This window comes from Vibrio sp. SCSIO 43140 (assembly GCF_023716585.1).
Taxonomy (GTDB): domain Bacteria; phylum Pseudomonadota; class Gammaproteobacteria; order Enterobacterales; family Vibrionaceae; genus Vibrio; species Vibrio maritimus_B.
On the sequence record NZ_CP071851.1, the window covers coordinates 1,444,998 to 1,461,780 of the forward strand.

Below are 16,783 nucleotides of genomic sequence, written 5' to 3' on the forward strand. Positions count from 1 at the left end.
GCTTCTCACAGGATGACAAAATTCAGACAAAAAAGCACCACTGTCTTACAGTGGTGCTTTTGAAGTGGGTAGCAAAACCGAGAGAATGTCTCTAGGGCGCTTTCATGAGCTAAACAAGCTTAGCCACGGTAGTAACGCTGAGGTACAAACGGCATTTTCTCTACCGTCATCGCCAGTTTTTTACCACGTACTTCTGCAAATACTTCCGTGCCAATTGCAGCAAACTCGGTCTTAACATAACCCATAGACACTGGCTTACCTGCTGTTGGACCCGCAGTACCACTGGTCACGACGCCGATTTCATTATCATTAGCATCAAACAGTTTCGCGCCCTCACGCACTGGCGCTTTAGTTTGGCCAATCAAGCCGATACGTTTGCGAGCTACATCTTTGGTTTCGATTTGGTTTAGAACGATATCCGCACCTGGGAAGCCACCCGCACGCTCACCATCATTACGACGTACTTTTTGAATACCCCACAATAGGCTTGCCTCAACCGGTGTCGTCGTCGTATCTAGGTCATGCCCATACAAGCACAGACCACACTCAAGACGCAGCGAGTCACGAGCACCAAGACCGATCCACTCTACTTCTTCATATTCTGTTAGTGCTTGAGCAAGCGCTTCTGCATTCTCAGACGGCACTGAGATTTCGTAACCATCTTCGCCCGTGTAACCAGAGCGGCTAACAATGCACTCAACACCATTGATATCCAACTTACGAACATCCATAAACAGCATCTCAGCCACTTCAGGCTGAATACGAGCCAAAACCTCAGCCGCTTTAGGGCCTTGCAGTGCAAGCAGAGCGCGATCTTCGATCACTTCCATCTCAACACCTTCATCAAGGTGCGCTTGAAGGTGAGCAATATCTTGCTCTTTACATGCCGCATTGACGACAACAAACAGATGATCACCTAGGTTTGCCACCATAAGATCATCCATGATGCCGCCTTGCTCATTAGTAAAGAACGCATAACGCTGCTTACCCGCTGGCAGGTCAATAATATCGACAGGAACCAATGTTTCGAGGATTTTAGCGGCGTTTGCACCGTGCAGACGAATTTGTCCCATGTGCGACACGTCAAACAATCCAGCAGCATCACGACAGTGAAGGTGCTCCTTCTTAACACCCAATGGGTATTGTACTGGCATATCGTAGCCAGCAAATGGCACCATCTTAGCGCCAACACTTACGTGTAATGCATGCAAAGGTGTTTTCAATAGATCTTGGGTTGCTTGTTCTTGAGCCATTGTAATCTCCATTGGGTTGGACCACGTTTCAGTGAGTCCTGCTCCTGTTGTAAGGTGAGTAGTTCACTATCTTCATCTGCGCAAGTTTACTGACTTACGCATGTCCGATGGATTCAATCGGTATCCATTAAAACAGTATCCAGAGTGGTGAAGAGTTCACCACCAGGAAACCATGTTTCCTATAGTGAACAAGAATGCGGGTATTTTTCTCATTTAACAAGATACAAACACCGCAAAATGTGACATTTAACATCTTATTCACAGAATTACTGTCAATAAAAAAGCGCCATTTCGACGAGATTACCGTCAAAACCGCGCTTTATCAGGGCATTTTCGCAACAAAGCAAACGTTTGCCTTTATTATAAGAAACTTAATCAACTGGAGATTATTTCGCCGTCACCCAGAGAATATGAGCGTCTTCATCACTGGTTGAGATGAGCATATGCCCCATGTTCGCATCGTAGTAAACGCTATCACCTTCACTCATTGACATAGGTTCATAAAACTCAGAAAAGAACATCACTTGACCAGATAAAATCAGCAAAAACTCTTCACCATCGTGCCTTACCCAATCACTGTATTCTTCAAAATTACGCGCTCTGACTGTGCTTTTAAATGGCATCATCTTTTTGTTGGATAATTGCGTTGCTAAAAGCTCATGTTCATACGTTGGCGTAGGGTGCGGTTTTCCTTCTCCACGCTTGGTAAAGTCTCGACGCCCTGTCGCCACTTTTTTCTTAGGTGGCTCAAAGAGTTGAGGCATATCGATATGCAGACCTGAAGCCAGCTTTTGCATCGCCTGAAAGGTCGGAGAGATCTGCTCGTTTTCAATCTTGCTCAATGTAGAGCGCGCAAGCCCTGTTCGCTGGCTCGCTTCTTCGAGCGTGAGCCCCATCTTAGAACGAATGTCCTTGATGCGCTCTCCCAGTTTCAGAGGTTCTATATTTTCGTCCGTCGACTCTCTGGCCAACGTTAGGGACGGATACTCATCGTAGATGTCTTCTGACATGCGATCCTTCTTTTTCTTGACTTCCTGTAATGCAATTTCATTGTTGCATGAAGCGACTTCTATATTAAAGACCATGTATAAAAATAAAGCGTGCTCTCGATAACATTTTTGGAAACTGTGTTTCCTATAGGAAATTTCTGATTGATTGTTTGGGCTGACAGAGGTATGTTATCGGCTTGTTAGATGAAGAGATGCACTTGCGAGCTGGTGAGCTAATGGAAATCCCCTACTCTACAGCCCGTTTACTGAATGATTTTTGTCCTGCCTATTGGGACTTATTCGCGCCGCTGTTTTGAACAGGTTGACTGTTCTTACAGTACTAAGACACGACTCAATCGACACCATGACAAACACAAACGTCGATTGGATAATGGAAGGTTCAACGCCATGAATGCTCAGTACTCAAAAAGCTATCCTAATCACAGCCTAGAAAACTTCTTCTCAACCAATTTGTCTGCGACAGACGATGCTGTGTTCACCGGAATCCAAGCAGAGTTCGCTCGCCAGAACGACCAAATCGAGCTGATTGCTTCTGAAAACATCGTTTCAAAGGCAGTCATGCAAGCGCAAGGCACTTGCCTAACCAATAAATACGCAGAAGGCTACCCTAACCGTCGTTATTACGGTGGTTGTGAGCACGTCGATACCGTGGAAGCTATCGCTATCGAACGCGCTAAGTCTCTTTTTAAGTGCGAGTACGCAAACGTTCAACCTCACTCAGGTGCTCAAGCAAACGGTGCTGTAAAGCTAGCGCTTCTTCAGCCTGGCGACACTATCATGGGCATGTCACTTGATGCCGGTGGTCACCTTACACACGGTGCTCGCCCAGCACTTTCTGGTAAATGGTTTAACGCCGTTCAGTACGGTGTGGACAAAGAAACACTAGAAATTAACTACGACGACGTACGTGCTCTAGCAGTAGAACACAAACCAAAAATGATTATCGCAGGCGGTAGTGCGATTCCGCGCGTTATTGATTTCGCTAAGTTCCGTGAAATCGCTGACGAAGTTGGCGCAATCCTAATGGTCGATATGGCGCACATCGCCGGTCTGATTGCGACTGGTGCACACCCAAGCCCATTACCGCACGCACACGTTGTTACTACGACAACACACAAAACACTGCGCGGCCCTCGTGGTGGCATGATTCTTACCAACCACGAAGATATCATTAAGAAAATTAACTCAGCGGTATTCCCTGGCCTTCAAGGCGGACCGCTGATGCACGTGATTGCAGCCAAAGCTGTCGCGTTTGGTGAGGCTCTTGGCCCCCAATTCTCAACTTATATCGATTCAGTGATCGCGAACGCAAAAGTACTTTCTGAAGTATTGCAAACTCGCGGTTGCGACATCGTGACTGGCGGCACTGATACTCATCTGATGCTTGTTGACCTGCGTCCAAAAGGTCTAAAAGGCAACAAAGCTGAAGAAGCCCTAGAGCGTGCTGGCATCACATGTAATAAAAATGGCATCCCGTTCGACACAGAAAAACCTATGATTACATCTGGTATTCGCTTAGGGACGCCAGCTGGAACCACACGTGGTTTCGGCACTGAAGAATTCAAACTCATTGGTGAGTGGATTGGTGACGTGTTGGACGGCCTAGTAGAAAGCCCAGAAGGCAATCCAGAGGTCGAGAAACGCGTACGTAAAGAAGTGAAGGCGCTGTGCGCTCGCTTCCCGCTCTACACTTAAAGAACAAAACATCCTTAATTTTTGGAGATAAAGCAATGGACAACACTTTGAAGTTTTCTGACAGCCACGAATGGGTACGCGACAACGGCGACGGTACTGTGACTATCGGTATTTCAGAGCACGCTCAAGAAATGCTAGGTGACGTAGTATTCGTTGACCTACCAGAAGTAGAAGACGAAATCGAAGCAGGTGAAAGTTTCTCTCTAGTTGAGTCTGTAAAAGCGGCATCTGACATCTATGCGCCAGTAACAGGTGAAATCGTAGAAATCAACGAAGAGCTAGAAGACAGCCCAGAGCTTATCAACGAAGAGTCATACGAAGGTGGCTGGATCGTTAAAGTGAAAATGTCTGATGCTTCTGAGCTAGACAACCTTAAGAGCGCTGAGGAATACCTAGCGTCTATCGAAGACGAATAAGCAACACGCAACCGTTGCCCGAATAAACCTAACATACGAGTCATCCCTGCGCAGGCAGGGATCTTGTTTAAGTTGGGTACTCGCTTTTAGTAGATTCCTGCCTGCGCAGGAATGACGTACAAAGTAGAAACACGTAAAAAATTCGGGCTACGATTTTAAAGATCTCGCAGAGGATCTTTGAGAAGGTAAAGGAACCATGACTGAATTACTCAACAGCCTAAGCACACAAAACGAATTTGTTGCTCGCCACAATGGGCCAAACAAATCTGACCAACAAAAGATGCTGGACGCGATCAACGTTCTAAACTTAGACACGCTTATCGACGAGACTGTCCCAGCGCAAATCCGCCTAGAACAGCCAATGACGCTAGAAGCTCCAATGAGCGAAGCGGACATGCTGGTAGAAATGAAAAAGTTCGCGGATTTGAACCAAGTAAAACGCACATTCATCGGTCAGGGTTACTACAACACCTTCACACCAAATGTGATTCTGCGAAACGTTCTAGAGAATCCAGGTTGGTACACAGCATACACGCCATATCAGCCAGAAATCTCACAAGGTCGTCTTGAGTCATTGTTGAACTACCAGCAAATGGTCATGGACCTAACGGGCATGGAGATTGCGAACGCATCTCTGCTTGACGAAGCGACTGCAGCTGCAGAAGCGATGACGCTGTGTAAGCGTGCAGGTAAGAGCAAGAGCAAAGTCTTCTTCGTGGCAGATGATGTTCACCCACAAACACTAGAAGTTGTGAAAACTCGTGCTGAGTTCATCGGCTTTGAAGTACAAGTCGGTTCTTTGGAATCTCTTCCAGAGCAAGATGTATTTGGCGCGTTAGTTCAATACCCAGGCACAACAGGTGAAGTTCGCGACCTAACAGACATCATCGCTGCTGCTCAAGCAAACAAGACACTTGTTACCGTTGCAACGGACCTACTTGCTTCTGCACTACTTAAACCTGCAGGTGAAATGGGCGCAGACGTAGTTATCGGCTCTGCACAACGCTTTGGCGTACCAATGGGCTACGGCGGTCCACACGCTGCGTTCATGGCAACCAAAGATAAGCACAAGCGTACTATGCCAGGGCGTGTTATCGGTGTGTCTATCGACACCAACGGTAACCAAGCTCTACGTATGGCAATGCAGACTCGCGAGCAGCATATCCGCCGCGAGAAAGCGACATCTAACATTTGTACTGCGCAAGCACTGCTAGCTAACATGGCGGCGTTCTACGCGGTATACCACGGTGAAGAAGGTCTTAAGACTATCGCTCGCCGCACACACCACATGACGGCAATTCTAGCGGCAGGTCTAACGAAAGCGGGCTATGAATTGGCTCACAACAGCTTCTTCGATACCATCACGGTTAACACCGGTGAGAATACAGACAAACTGGTTCAAAAAGCACTGGCATCTGACATCAACCTTCGTCAACTAGAAGGTCAAATCGGTATCAGCTTCGATGAAACTACCACCATCGAAGATATCAACGTTCTATTCTCTGTATTTGAAGTAAAAGAGAGCGTTCAAGCTCTATCTACAGAAATTGCTGGCAACGAGTTTGCAGCGATTCCTGAAAACTGCCGTCGTACCTCTCGCTACCTAACTCACCCTGTGTTTAACACTCACCACAGTGAAACACAGATGATGCGTTACCTAAAACAGCTTGAGAACAAAGACTTCTCACTTACGCACGGCATGATCCCACTCGGCAGCTGTACCATGAAGCTAAACGCAGCCGCAGAGATGATCCCGGTAACGTGGCCAGAGTTTGGTTCTATCCACCCATTCGCACCACTTGATCAAGCAGCAGGCTACACAGCCCTAGCTGATGATCTTAAGAAGAAGCTATGTGAAATCACGGGCTACGATGAGTTCTCACTTCAGCCTAACTCAGGCGCATCGGGTGAGTACGCTGGTCTAATCGCAATCCAGCGCTACCACGAAAGCCGTGGCGAAGGTCACCGCAACGTGTGTCTGATCCCAAGCTCTGCGCACGGTACTAACCCGGCAACAGCGTCTATGGTGTCTATGAAGGTTGTGGTTGTTAAGTGTGACGACAACGGCAACATCGATACTGATGACCTAGCAGCGAAGATTGAAAAGCACCGTGACAACCTATCAAGCATCATGATCACCTACCCTTCTACGCACGGCGTGTACGAAGAGCACGTGAAAGAAGTGTGCGAAATGGTTCATGAAGCTGGCGGCCAGGTTTACCTAGATGGCGCGAACATGAACGCTCAGGTTGGTCTAACTAACCCAGGTTTCATTGGTTCTGACGTATCGCACCTTAACCTACACAAAACCTTCTGTATCCCACACGGTGGTGGCGGTCCAGGTATGGGTCCTATCGGTGTTAAATCACACCTAGCGCCATTCCTACCGGGTCACATCGAGAACGGTGTTGAAGGCGAAGACTACGCAGTTTCTGCAGCCGACCTTGGCAGCGCTTCAATCCTACCAATCTCGTGGGCATACATCGCGATGATGGGTGAAACAGGCCTAACGGATGCAACGAAGGTCGCTATCCTAAATGCGAACTACGTGATGGAGCGTCTACTTCCGCACTACCCTGTTCTTTACCGTGGCACCAACGGCCGCGTAGCGCACGAATGTATTATCGACATTCGTCCGCTGAAAGAAGAAACAGGCATCAGCGAGGAAGACATCGCTAAGCGCCTAATGGACTACGGCTTCCACGCACCAACAATGTCGTTCCCGGTAGCAGGCACACTCATGGTTGAGCCTACCGAGTCTGAAGATCTTGAAGAGCTAGACCGTTTCTGTGAAGCGATGATCGCTATCCGCGAAGAAATGACTCAAGTGAAAGACGGCGTATGGCCACTAGACAATAACCCACTAGTGAACGCACCACACACGCAAGTTGACCTTTCAAAAGATGAATGGGACCGCCCATACTCTCGCGAACTAGGCTGCTTCCCATCTGCTCACCAGAGAACGTGGAAGTACTGGCCAACGGTTAACCGTGTCGACAACGTATACGGTGACCGTAATCTGATTTGTTCTTGTCCTTCGATTGAGAACTATGAAGATTAATGAAGTTGGTTAACTTCTAGAAATTGAAAAGCGAACCTTAGTGGTTCGCTTTTTGTTTTTTTGAGTGCAAAGCGCTCTCCTTCTACTGCTCCAAGCTTCTTAAATAGGCTGCTATTTCTGGTTTATTTTCAGCAATAGCTTTTTCAAGCGGCGTATTACCATCTTTGCCTTTAATTGAGATATCTCCACCATTTTCAACCAAGATTTTCAATGCAAGGAGATTATTTCCCCACACGGCATCATGTAGCGGTGTGTAACCATTTCTTGGTCCCACAGCGTTTACGTCAAATCCCGCGTCAATCAGCAACTCAACAATTCGTGTATTCTCTTGAAACATGGCAGCATGCAATGCTGTACCACCATATGAGTCTCTATCATCTGGGTCTGGGTTAGCTTTCAATAATTCAATAACTCGTTGCTCGTTACCGTGGTAAGCAGCGAGGTGAATGGTATCAGCGCAATAGACTTGAAATGCGGCTGTCATTGCGGCGGCAAGAATTGAGAAGAGAACTATTAGTTTTTTCATTTTTCCCGCCTTACTCCACTACCTTGGCTTCTAATTTCGCAAGTTTCAATGCATCACCTACACGAATAACTTTGAGCTTTTGATGTACTATCATGTCGTAGCTCTCGTTATTTTTAGACCTTGCTTTCCAACGCACGTCATACGAAATCGTCCACCCAGACTGCTGATCACCTTTCACATCCATGCTTACGATGTTATGGCTGTTCCAAACGATGTTGTCAGTGACACCTTGATACCAAGCCAAGAAGTCGTCGATAGAAGAGATAGGTGTACCCGGGTATTGCATCTTAACCGGAGTAGCAATGCGATTAACGAAATAACCTGACTCTCGTTGACGATCAAATGCGGCAAACCACTGATAAACAAAACTCTTCACGTCGTTCTCGCTCATCTCATAACGCGCTTTAGCATCGTAAGTTGTGCTTAACGTATTTAAGTCATTATTTGCATTCGCGGCGGATATCGTAAAGAAGAGACTCAAAATGAGCGCGCTAAGATGTTTTTTCATGATTTTGACTAACCCTATCATTAACTAATGAGTAAAGAGCCACGCTGCAACACTTATTTATCAGCCATGTAGTGCGGCTGAATACAGTATTGACGAATTTAGGCATAACCTGTAGCTTCATTTCAATTACTCTAAAAATAACTATTGGTTAATGAAATCACTACCAACGCAACTTCCTATCTTCATTCAAGTAGCGAAAGTTGGCAGCTTTGCTAAGGCCGCCAGAGAACTTGGTGTATCGGCTCCTGCGGTGAGCAAGGCCATCAGTAAGCTTGAGCAGGAGTGGCAAACCAAGTTATTCCTGCGCTCCTCACATTCGTTAAGCCTTACCCCTGCGGGTGAGCAGCTTTATGCGAGCCTTTCTCCATCGGTCAACTCTATTCAGAACGTGATCAGCCAGCTAACTGACGATCCCACACGAATATCAGGAAGAATAAAAGCTAACCTTCCGGCAAGCTCTATTGGTCAAGATATCATTCTGCCTATCATAATCGAGTTTATGGCGCTTTATCCTGAGGTGGTATGTGAGATCAGCTTTGACGACAGAAACGTCAGCATTGTCGAAGAGGGTTTTGATCTTGGCGTTGGTGCATCTATAAACGAAGATTCACGACTAGTCGGAAGACCTATTCTACATACAGAGATAGGACTCTATGCGTCGAAAGAATATATCGATAAGTTTGGCAGTCCAAAATCGCTAGACGACTTAGACAAACATCGTTGTCTGCCTGTGCGCTCGCTTACTACAGGAAAAATGCACAAATGGCGGTTAAGACAAGGCGACCATGCCGTTTTACTTGAGCCGAAAGGCAATCTCGTCGTCAATAATTTCTCGGCAGCCAAAGAAGCCGCTCTTTTAGGCGCTGGGATCGCCTGTTTAGGCAATTGGATGTTTGAACAAGAGCTAAAACAAGGAAAAGTCGTACCTTTGCTAGAAGATTGCTGGGGCGAGACAATTCCGATTTGGTTGTACTATTCGTCACGCGAGTATCTTCCATCTCAAGTTCGACTTCTTATTGACTTTATCGTTGATAAAACAAAACGATTACCTTGAGTCATCAAGGTAATCGCCAATAACAAAACTGGTAGTTCCTAAAACGTAAAGGTTAGCGAAAACTCGGGATAATAGCCGGAATCCCAGGTAGAAGACCCACCAGCGCCATTACAGTACTCAGCACAACAAACATAATTCCAGGCAATACCCAGCGGCTCATTTTGCTGAGTTCACCGCTACGCTCTTTACAACCAACTAGACCTAAATTATCCAGCAGCATAGTGAGAGACCAGCCAAATGCTGGGTTAACTAGCACTGAAGAAAAAACAACGATCGCCGCTGATTGTGTGGTTTTTCCTTCTCGCGTCATTTCCATCCCTGCTTCTAATAATGGAACAAATACCCCCACAATTAGCGCCACGCAAAGAACGGGCTGCCAAATAGCTAGATCCATTGGATAGCCCCAAATTGCAGCGATGATACAAAACAGTGCCGTCAGCAAAGCGCCAGCCGGAATAGGACGCTTAGCAATCGCCGCTGGCACGATATAAGTACCCCATGAAGAAGTAAAGTTAGTACCACCTAACAGAGAGCCGAACGTCTGACGAATTGACGCCGTCGTCATGGTGTCGTCGATGTTCATGTGTACTTTTTCGGTACGTTCTGGATAACTGATTTTTTGAAATACTTGATGCCCTAAAAAGTCCGGCGACCACATAGCTACAGCCAAAATAGCAAACGGCAATACCACCATGAAGTGCTCAAGCGTTGGTAAGCCAAGCATCCAACCGGTATCTTCCCCCCACCAATACATAGGGTTCATGTTGGGTAAACCTGGTTCAGTTTGAAAAGAGAACGGCGCACCCAAAGCAAAAGCTAACGTACCACCTAACAAACAACTGAGAGGTACTGCTAGCCAACGCTTACGAAAATGCTCCAATAAAGCGTATAGAATAATGGTGCAAAAGATCACGACAAAGGCGATATGGCTCATGCCTATTCCGTCAGCCCAAGCGAATAGCTTTTTAACTTGAGATGCGGTTCCAACAAAGCCAAGGTAGAGCAATAGACCGCCACAGACCCCTTTACTGGTGAGGTTTGCCAGCATACTGCCACCTTTACTGATGGCGAGTAGTAAACCAAAAGCACCAATCAGTAACCCAAAAGCCATTGGGTGTCCACCAGCGGCAACAACGATTGGGATTAAAGGGATCAACGGACCGTGCGTTCCAGCAAGGTTAGCGGTCGGCAATAAAAAACCAGAGAAAAGAATAATGAACACAGAGGCGATGAGTAATTCATAACGCACGTTCTCTAAGACAAAACCTTCATTTAATCCCAGAGCTCCGGCAAACGTGGCAGCAATGGCTCCCACCATCACAACCTTACCAATGGTCGCCGCCATAGCTGGAATGGTATCTTCTAGCTCAAATCGATAATCTTTAAATGGCAAATTGGGGCGCCAGCGTTTCGGCGCCATGATTTGTAACTCATGCTCTAAATATTGTTCTCTGGAAGAGAATTCTGAACTCGGTTTATGTTGTTGTTCATAAGTGAGTTCATCTTGATTGACTTGAGGATTTTCTGTTCCTGCGTGTACGGCTTCTAAAGTGCTGCTCATTTTGATTCCTTTCGTTCACACTCTATGGTGTGTTGTTCCAGCAAACGTTATTGGTTCACTGCACAGGGGGTTAGTGAGTAGTTTCTAACTACTTTCTGCTACAAAGATCTGATGGATTCTTCGTCATGAAACCCTTGATATACAGTTGCTAGTACCTTATACCAAACGAAAAAAAACAAATAGCCTCAGACAGTTAGACATTAGTCGTAGAGTAATGCCAATGACTGTCACTTTATGTACTTTGGTGGGAATGAATAAGAAAACTACGACCCTGTTTGCATCTGTATCCATCCAAGCAGTGTAGAGCGAAACCACGCTATGGCCTGCGTGTCTCGGTTTTGCACGGGATAGATAAGCCAAAACTTAACCGGCTCAACATGCCCCGGGAATGGCAGAATCCTAATCGGTAATCGACTTGCCTGCTGCTCGGCGAATCTCCTCGTACAAAGGCATAACGCTTCACTCTCAGAGGTCAATGACAGCATCGAAGTCAAAGACGTTTGAGTGCTCAAGATACGCCGTGTTGGCGACTGTGAATTGTAGAGCATTTCAAACAACGATGACTCGCCAAACTGATAGTTCAAAATAATGTGGGACTCTTCAGCAAACTGCTCCGGTGAGATGCTACTACCCACTCGAGGATGGTCTTTCGCAGCAATCACCACTACTTCATCTTCAAACAACAGGTCATTACAAATATTCGGTTCAGCCAGTTGAAAGATATCGATAATGGCATCAGCATATTTAAACTTTAAGGTCTCATAACTATCACTATTGCTGTAGAGGATATCTAGCCATTCCAATCGGAATCGGCTCTGATCCTGGTTGGCAAGTTCAGTAAGCTTGATGTGTTCAAAGATGATTGGTTCAGGAGCTTGAACAACGATTTTTCGTTGTGAGGATTGTGACGTATCAAACAGGCAATCGTTGGTAATAACATCAAATTCATGCAGTAAAGGTTTGATGCGCTCGATTAAATGATGAGCCTGTAAAGTAGGTGTAATACCTCGGCCACGACGCATGAATAGCGATGTATTAAGTTCATTGGAGAGCTTTTTAATGGACTGGCTTACTGAAGCAGGTGTGACGCTTAATTCCTCAGCAGCACGGCTTATGGAATCATGTTTGTATACTGCTGCAAACGTTCGAAAAAGGTTTAAATCAATCTTGTCACTGTATTGAGTCATAGAGTCTACCGCCAGTTAAAGTAGGTAACCATCCATGGTTACTAAGTTAACTATAGGAAAGGTAGAGATAAATTCCTAAGATTCAGAAAATTCGTTCTCTAGTGCATCTAGAGTTGTTTGAGATACCAATTGATCATCTATGTAATAGCTAATCGTGTCACCATCTTTCACTCCAATCACTTTCGATTGTTGTCCGTTTTCCAATGTAACTTCCATTTCGATGGTATTTTCATCAAGGTAACGAATGGTGCCAGAGTTAGGCGTGCTCATCGTGAGGGGATCAATTGGCGCATCATGTAGACTTGAGTCCACCTTATCATTTACTTCTAGATAAGTTTCCGTACTTGTATCGAACACATGAGGCTTGCCGTTGATCGGGTTGGTGCCAGACCAAAATTCGATAGAGTTGACGACAAATAGATCCGCCACAAGAGTGAAACCGTAGACTGGCGACAATAAGAAGTTGACGCCCGCTCGCGCGTAGCGATTATCAACCACTTTCACATTGAAACCCATCAATTTTTCGGTGACTGCATTACTACCGACACAACCACTAAGTGTAAGTGCTGAAACGAGAAGAAATGCAATTTTGGTATTGGTATTCATAAGAGACCCTAAGCAGTAAAAGTAAAATATCCGCCGCTAAACGTGCATAGGCTCTCGGGGGTTAAACAGGAGTCTAATCTGACCTTTAGAAGCGGAGGGAGCGCAGCCTAAATCGGTACTCTAGTCAGATAAATGTGTTTGAATTAAACAATCCTTAAATGCTACTTAACTAAATAGTTAGGTTGATTTTTACTTATAGAACAACGACTAAGAAAAACCCCTCATACGCTGCTGTCACAGAGTGAAACAAGTTGACACAACTCTGAAGTGCCTGATGATGAAATGTATCAATTGAGGTGTAGAGAGTTCTAAAAATTGAATACGGGTATGTTCGCTATCTTGTCACATTCGAAACCAAGACTATGGGTATTAAAAAGCGAACCTCGTGGGGTTCGCTTAATCGGCTCTCGCGATCACAGTTTCTTACAGACATAGTCTCTAAGTTTCAGACACTCAAGTTAGTTTGTTTTTTCTGCGGAGTGTTGTTCGACCATAAACGCAATCATTTCATCACTTAAGCAAGATTTGCTGACATACTGACGCTGTTTACCTATGTGAATAATGACTCCCAAATCACTTTGTTGCAGTTGATCGATATCACCCCATGCAATGGTGTTATTAACCTTGCCACTTTTATACGTCACGCCTTTGGCATCAACGTTGAGCTCTACTTTACTGCCAGCGCTCGAGCTAATGTTCTGACGCCACACCCACCAACCTCTTTTAAAATAAACGCTTAGTACTTCGACAAAACTCAAAACAATAAAGAACCAACCCAAATAGCCGTTAGGCAGTAACTCAAACTTAACCAACACTGAGCCAAAGATAAGAAACAGAGCAGCTTTGTAGTAGGATTTCGGGAACTCAGTTGGGGTACTGGTTTGATCGTAACACTCAGCAAAAAACGCTTTGTTGAGGGTGTATTCTGCGGTGAATTCTTGGTTATTGGACATAGGCAGCTTCTTTAAGACTTTCTGTGAATGAGTATCCGATGCTACGAGCCAGTAGCGCCAGTATTGTAAGGCTTCTTACCTTTTTGCTTTAACTGTTTTAAGCGCTTTTTGTAAATCGATAATACTTCCTAGCCATTCTAAGTGGGTCTGCTAGGCAAACAACTGTGTCGCACAATAAAGCAAAGTCGCCGCCAAAGTCATGTTGATCGCTTTACCATACTTCTGGAACTGTGTTTGAAGCAGCTTACCCGCAACCTCCTATACTAGGTTACTAACCAACGCGATAGGCGCCAGCACTAAGCTCGTTATTAGTATCCAGTAGACGCCGCGAACGCTAAAAAGGTCTGCGTGATGTAGCCTGCTGGCAAAAATAATAGACCTTGGCTCTAGTACTTTACTCTTATTAGAGCCATAATCCGCCTCTTCTCGAGGACGTCCCTCCAACCACCATGCAAATTAAGTTGAAACAGCAATGGCAACAGAATCCACGGTCACTATTGGCCTGCATAATCCAAAGAGCCCAACAAATGTGGGTGCCGTTATGCGTGCAGCTGGATGTTATAACGCAGATGAAGTGCGCTATAACGGCACACGTTATAGCCGAGCCGTAAGGTTTCAAACCGATACGCAAAACATTCAAGAACGCATTGCCTTGGTGGAAAAAGAAGATCTTACAGCAGAGCTGGCTGATGATGTGGAAATCGTCTGTGTAGAGTTCGCTGTCGGCGCGAGCTCCCTGCCCCGCTTTAAGCACCCTCAGAAAGCCCTATATGTATTTGGACCTGAAGATGGCTCACTGCCACAAGAGCTCGTGGATAAAGCCCATCACGTCGTTTACGTACCAACAAATGGCTGTATGAACCTTGCTGCGACGGTCAACGTGGTTCTATATGATCGCTTGGCTAAGACGATCGGAGCCATTGATGACCACCAACAAGTTATTGCCAATCGTGACAACAAAAACCGATTAAAAGTGAAAGCGGTTTAGCCATTTAAAATTGATGTGACATTGCTATAGAAGCACATGCACGACATACTTTGCTTAACTCCGTCTTAGAATGAGTGAGACCCAGAAAATGATGACTGACGAAGAAAGAATCGAGCTGCAACAGAACAACCCACTGCACGGGTTAAAACTAGAAACCATGTTGCAAGAGTTGGTGGACTTTTACGGCTGGGACATTCTAGATACCGCCATGCGCTTCAACTGCTTTAATACTAAGCCGTCGATTGCGAGTAGCGTGAAGTACCTAAAGAAGACTGAATGGGCAAGAGAGAAGTTAGAGAACTTTTACCTATACCGATTTAAGCGTATGCCAAGAGCAAGCGCGGAAGAATACAACATTCCACCAAGAGCACGAACCTTCCCGCACGGTCTTGAACCGAAAGAGCCAATGGCGCTTACTGTTGAGTCGATTCTTAAATCACAGGCGAAAGCGGCCACAGCATTTAAGAAGCGTTCTTCTCGTGGACGTCCACCACGCCGATAACGCTTAACTGTATATTGAAATACAAAAAAGCCTTACTTGATACTTCAAGTAAGGCTTTTAAATTTTTGATTACAGTGATGATTTGGAAAGCGATTTCGCTACTCCCCACCAAAGTCACTTTATTGACTGCGCTTTTTCTTCTTTTTGCCTGTGCCTGCTGGTTTTGCACGTGGCTTCATCGGAGCAAAGTAGGCCTCACTTTGATCGTCTTCTACTTCAAAGCCCTTAACTTGCTCGCGCTCTAGCTGGAACTTGTTTTTCTTCTCAATCACCTTGAAGTGGTGGTAATCATCGTAATCAATGAGCGATAAGCCCAGACCAACTTCGCCCGCGCGGCCACTACGACCGATTCGGTGCATATAGTCAGCAGGACTGCGCGGAAGATCGAAGTTAATCACGACTGGCAGTTTTTCGATATCTAGACCACGTGCGGCGATATCAGTCGCGATCAACACTTGAATCTCACCAGATTTAAAGCCTTCTAGTACGCGAGTACGAGCGCCCTGCCCTTTATCACCATGGAATACTTCCACCGTGATGCCGCGCTTTGACAGTTTTTGAGCCAAGTGATTACAAGCGTTCTTAGCGTTTACAAAGATCAGCGTCTGTCGCCACTGATTCTCTTTGATGAGGTGTGCAAGTACCGCAGTCTTCCGACCTTTGTTTACGCTGAATACGCGTTGAACCAAGGTACTGGCTTCGGCGCTTTGAAGCTGCACTTCAACAGGGTCATTCAACAAACCTGTAGCAAGGTTCGTCACTTTTTCAGGGAACGTGGCAGAAAACAGCAGCGTTTGCTTCTTCTCTGGCAGTAGTGCCAGGATCTTGTTGAGTTCCTCGGTAAACCCAAGGCTCAACATACGGTCTGCTTCATCTAGGACAAGCGTTTTCACTTGGTCCAACTTAACCGCATTACTTGAAACCAAATCCAGTAGGCGACCCGGTGTCGCGACGATAACGTCAGCGCCACCGCGAAGTGCTAGCATCTGAGGGTTGACTGAAACGCCACCAAAAACCGCAACCGTTTTGATCTTATCTCTTAAGTGATAAGAGTAGGATTTCACGTTGTAAGCCACCTGTGATGCCAACTCACGAGTTGGAACTAGTATCAGATGCGATACATAGTTGCCACGACGATTTGCTGACGTCTCTTGTTGACAGATTTTCTGAAGAATCGGCAACGCAAACGCAGCTGTCTTACCAGAACCCGTATTGGCACCACCTACGATATCTCGCCCTTCAAGTACATGAGGGATAGTGTGAGATTGAATTGGCGTCGGTTGGCTATATTCCAAAGCTTCTAGCCTTTCGACAAGGGTTGGAATGAGACCAAGGCTGGCAAATGTTGCTTGCGTTGTAGTATCTGTCATTACAAAAAGTGGCTCAGTGCTGGGTAAAGGGCGTGTATCTTATGCTATTTGCCGCAAAGATGTTAGCAATATTGGAATCTAGAGGTGTAAACC

At 45.8% G+C, this 16,783-nt stretch carries 15 protein-coding genes; 6 read left to right on the forward strand and 9 right to left on the reverse strand.

The annotated features are described in order from the left end of the window. Nucleotides 1-119 precede the first annotated feature (119 nt). Nucleotides 120-1,253, reverse strand: a complete 1,134-nt coding sequence (gene gcvT, locus J4N45_RS24925; RefSeq protein ID WP_252015235.1) for a glycine cleavage system aminomethyltransferase GcvT — start codon at nucleotides 1,251-1,253, stop codon at nucleotides 120-122. Between the two features lie 386 nt (nucleotides 1,254-1,639). Continuing rightward, complete coding sequence (locus J4N45_RS24930; RefSeq protein WP_042470059.1) at nucleotides 1,640-2,263, reverse strand: helix-turn-helix domain-containing protein; 624 nt, start codon at nucleotides 2,261-2,263, stop codon at nucleotides 1,640-1,642. 387 nt (nucleotides 2,264-2,650) lie between these two features. Between J4N45_RS24930 and J4N45_RS24935 the strand changes: the two genes are divergently transcribed. The 3 genes from J4N45_RS24935 to gcvP all read left to right on the forward strand — a co-directional run bounded on the left by J4N45_RS24935 (nucleotide 2,651) and on the right by gcvP (nucleotide 7,435). Continuing rightward, nucleotides 2,651-3,958, forward strand: a complete 1,308-nt coding sequence (locus tag J4N45_RS24935; RefSeq protein ID WP_112462898.1) for a serine hydroxymethyltransferase — start codon at nucleotides 2,651-2,653, stop codon at nucleotides 3,956-3,958. 35 nt (nucleotides 3,959-3,993) lie between these two features. Beyond that, nucleotides 3,994-4,374: a glycine cleavage system protein GcvH gene (gene gcvH, locus J4N45_RS24940; RefSeq protein WP_042470057.1), complete on the forward strand. Its 381-nt coding sequence runs from the start codon at nucleotides 3,994-3,996 to the stop codon at nucleotides 4,372-4,374. A 196-nt stretch (nucleotides 4,375-4,570) separates the two neighbouring features. Next, nucleotides 4,571-7,435: an aminomethyl-transferring glycine dehydrogenase gene (gcvP, locus tag J4N45_RS24945; RefSeq protein WP_252015236.1), complete on the forward strand. Its 2,865-nt coding sequence runs from the start codon at nucleotides 4,571-4,573 to the stop codon at nucleotides 7,433-7,435. Nucleotides 7,436-7,517: 82 nt separating this feature from the next. Here the strand turns inward: gcvP and J4N45_RS24950 are convergent, their stop codons facing one another. Together J4N45_RS24950 and J4N45_RS24955 are read right to left on the reverse strand one after the other, a co-directional pair. Beyond that, entirely contained in the window at nucleotides 7,518-7,961 is a 444-nt protein-coding gene (locus J4N45_RS24950; protein ID WP_252015238.1) for an ankyrin repeat domain-containing protein, read from the reverse strand. Between the two features lie 10 nt (nucleotides 7,962-7,971). Then, complete coding sequence (locus tag J4N45_RS24955; RefSeq protein ID WP_252015240.1) at nucleotides 7,972-8,469, reverse strand: hypothetical protein; 498 nt, start codon at nucleotides 8,467-8,469, stop codon at nucleotides 7,972-7,974. 151 nt (nucleotides 8,470-8,620) lie between these two features. On the opposite strand from J4N45_RS24955, the gene J4N45_RS24960 reads away from it, so the two are divergent. After that, complete coding sequence (locus tag J4N45_RS24960; RefSeq protein WP_252015242.1) at nucleotides 8,621-9,523, forward strand: LysR family transcriptional regulator; 903 nt, start codon at nucleotides 8,621-8,623, stop codon at nucleotides 9,521-9,523. A gap of 52 nt (nucleotides 9,524-9,575) precedes the next feature. Here the strand turns inward: J4N45_RS24960 and J4N45_RS24965 are convergent, their stop codons facing one another. The 4 genes from J4N45_RS24965 to J4N45_RS24980 form a co-directional block, all read right to left on the reverse strand. After that, the gene (locus J4N45_RS24965) at nucleotides 9,576-11,084 is read right to left on the reverse strand and encodes a DUF3360 domain-containing protein (RefSeq protein ID WP_252015244.1); all 1,509 of its coding nucleotides are present in this window, start codon (nucleotides 11,082-11,084) and stop codon (nucleotides 9,576-9,578) included. A 263-nt stretch (nucleotides 11,085-11,347) separates the two neighbouring features. Further along, a complete protein-coding gene (locus tag J4N45_RS24970; protein WP_252015246.1) occupies nucleotides 11,348-12,271 on the reverse strand; it encodes a LysR family transcriptional regulator in 924 nt (307 codons plus the stop codon). 75 nt (nucleotides 12,272-12,346) lie between these two features. Beyond that, nucleotides 12,347-12,877, reverse strand: a complete 531-nt coding sequence (locus tag J4N45_RS24975; RefSeq protein ID WP_252015248.1) for a DUF3332 family protein — start codon at nucleotides 12,875-12,877, stop codon at nucleotides 12,347-12,349. Between the two features lie 458 nt (nucleotides 12,878-13,335). Next, nucleotides 13,336-13,830, reverse strand: a complete 495-nt coding sequence (locus J4N45_RS24980; protein WP_252015250.1) for a YcxB family protein — start codon at nucleotides 13,828-13,830, stop codon at nucleotides 13,336-13,338. A gap of 472 nt (nucleotides 13,831-14,302) precedes the next feature. On the opposite strand from J4N45_RS24980, the gene J4N45_RS24985 reads away from it, so the two are divergent. Next, the gene (locus J4N45_RS24985) at nucleotides 14,303-14,818 is read left to right on the forward strand and encodes an RNA methyltransferase (RefSeq protein ID WP_252015251.1); all 516 of its coding nucleotides are present in this window, start codon (nucleotides 14,303-14,305) and stop codon (nucleotides 14,816-14,818) included. An 88-nt stretch (nucleotides 14,819-14,906) separates the two neighbouring features. Next, a complete protein-coding gene (locus J4N45_RS24990) occupies nucleotides 14,907-15,320 on the forward strand; it encodes a VF530 family protein (protein WP_042470053.1) in 414 nt (137 codons plus the stop codon). Nucleotides 15,321-15,439: 119 nt separating this feature from the next. Here J4N45_RS24990 and J4N45_RS24995 read toward each other — a convergent pair whose 3' ends face one another. After that, nucleotides 15,440-16,690 (reverse strand): DEAD/DEAH box helicase, encoded by a 1,251-nt coding sequence (locus tag J4N45_RS24995; protein ID WP_252015253.1) that lies wholly within the window; start codon nucleotides 16,688-16,690, stop codon nucleotides 15,440-15,442. Nucleotides 16,691-16,783: the final 93 nt, after the last annotated feature.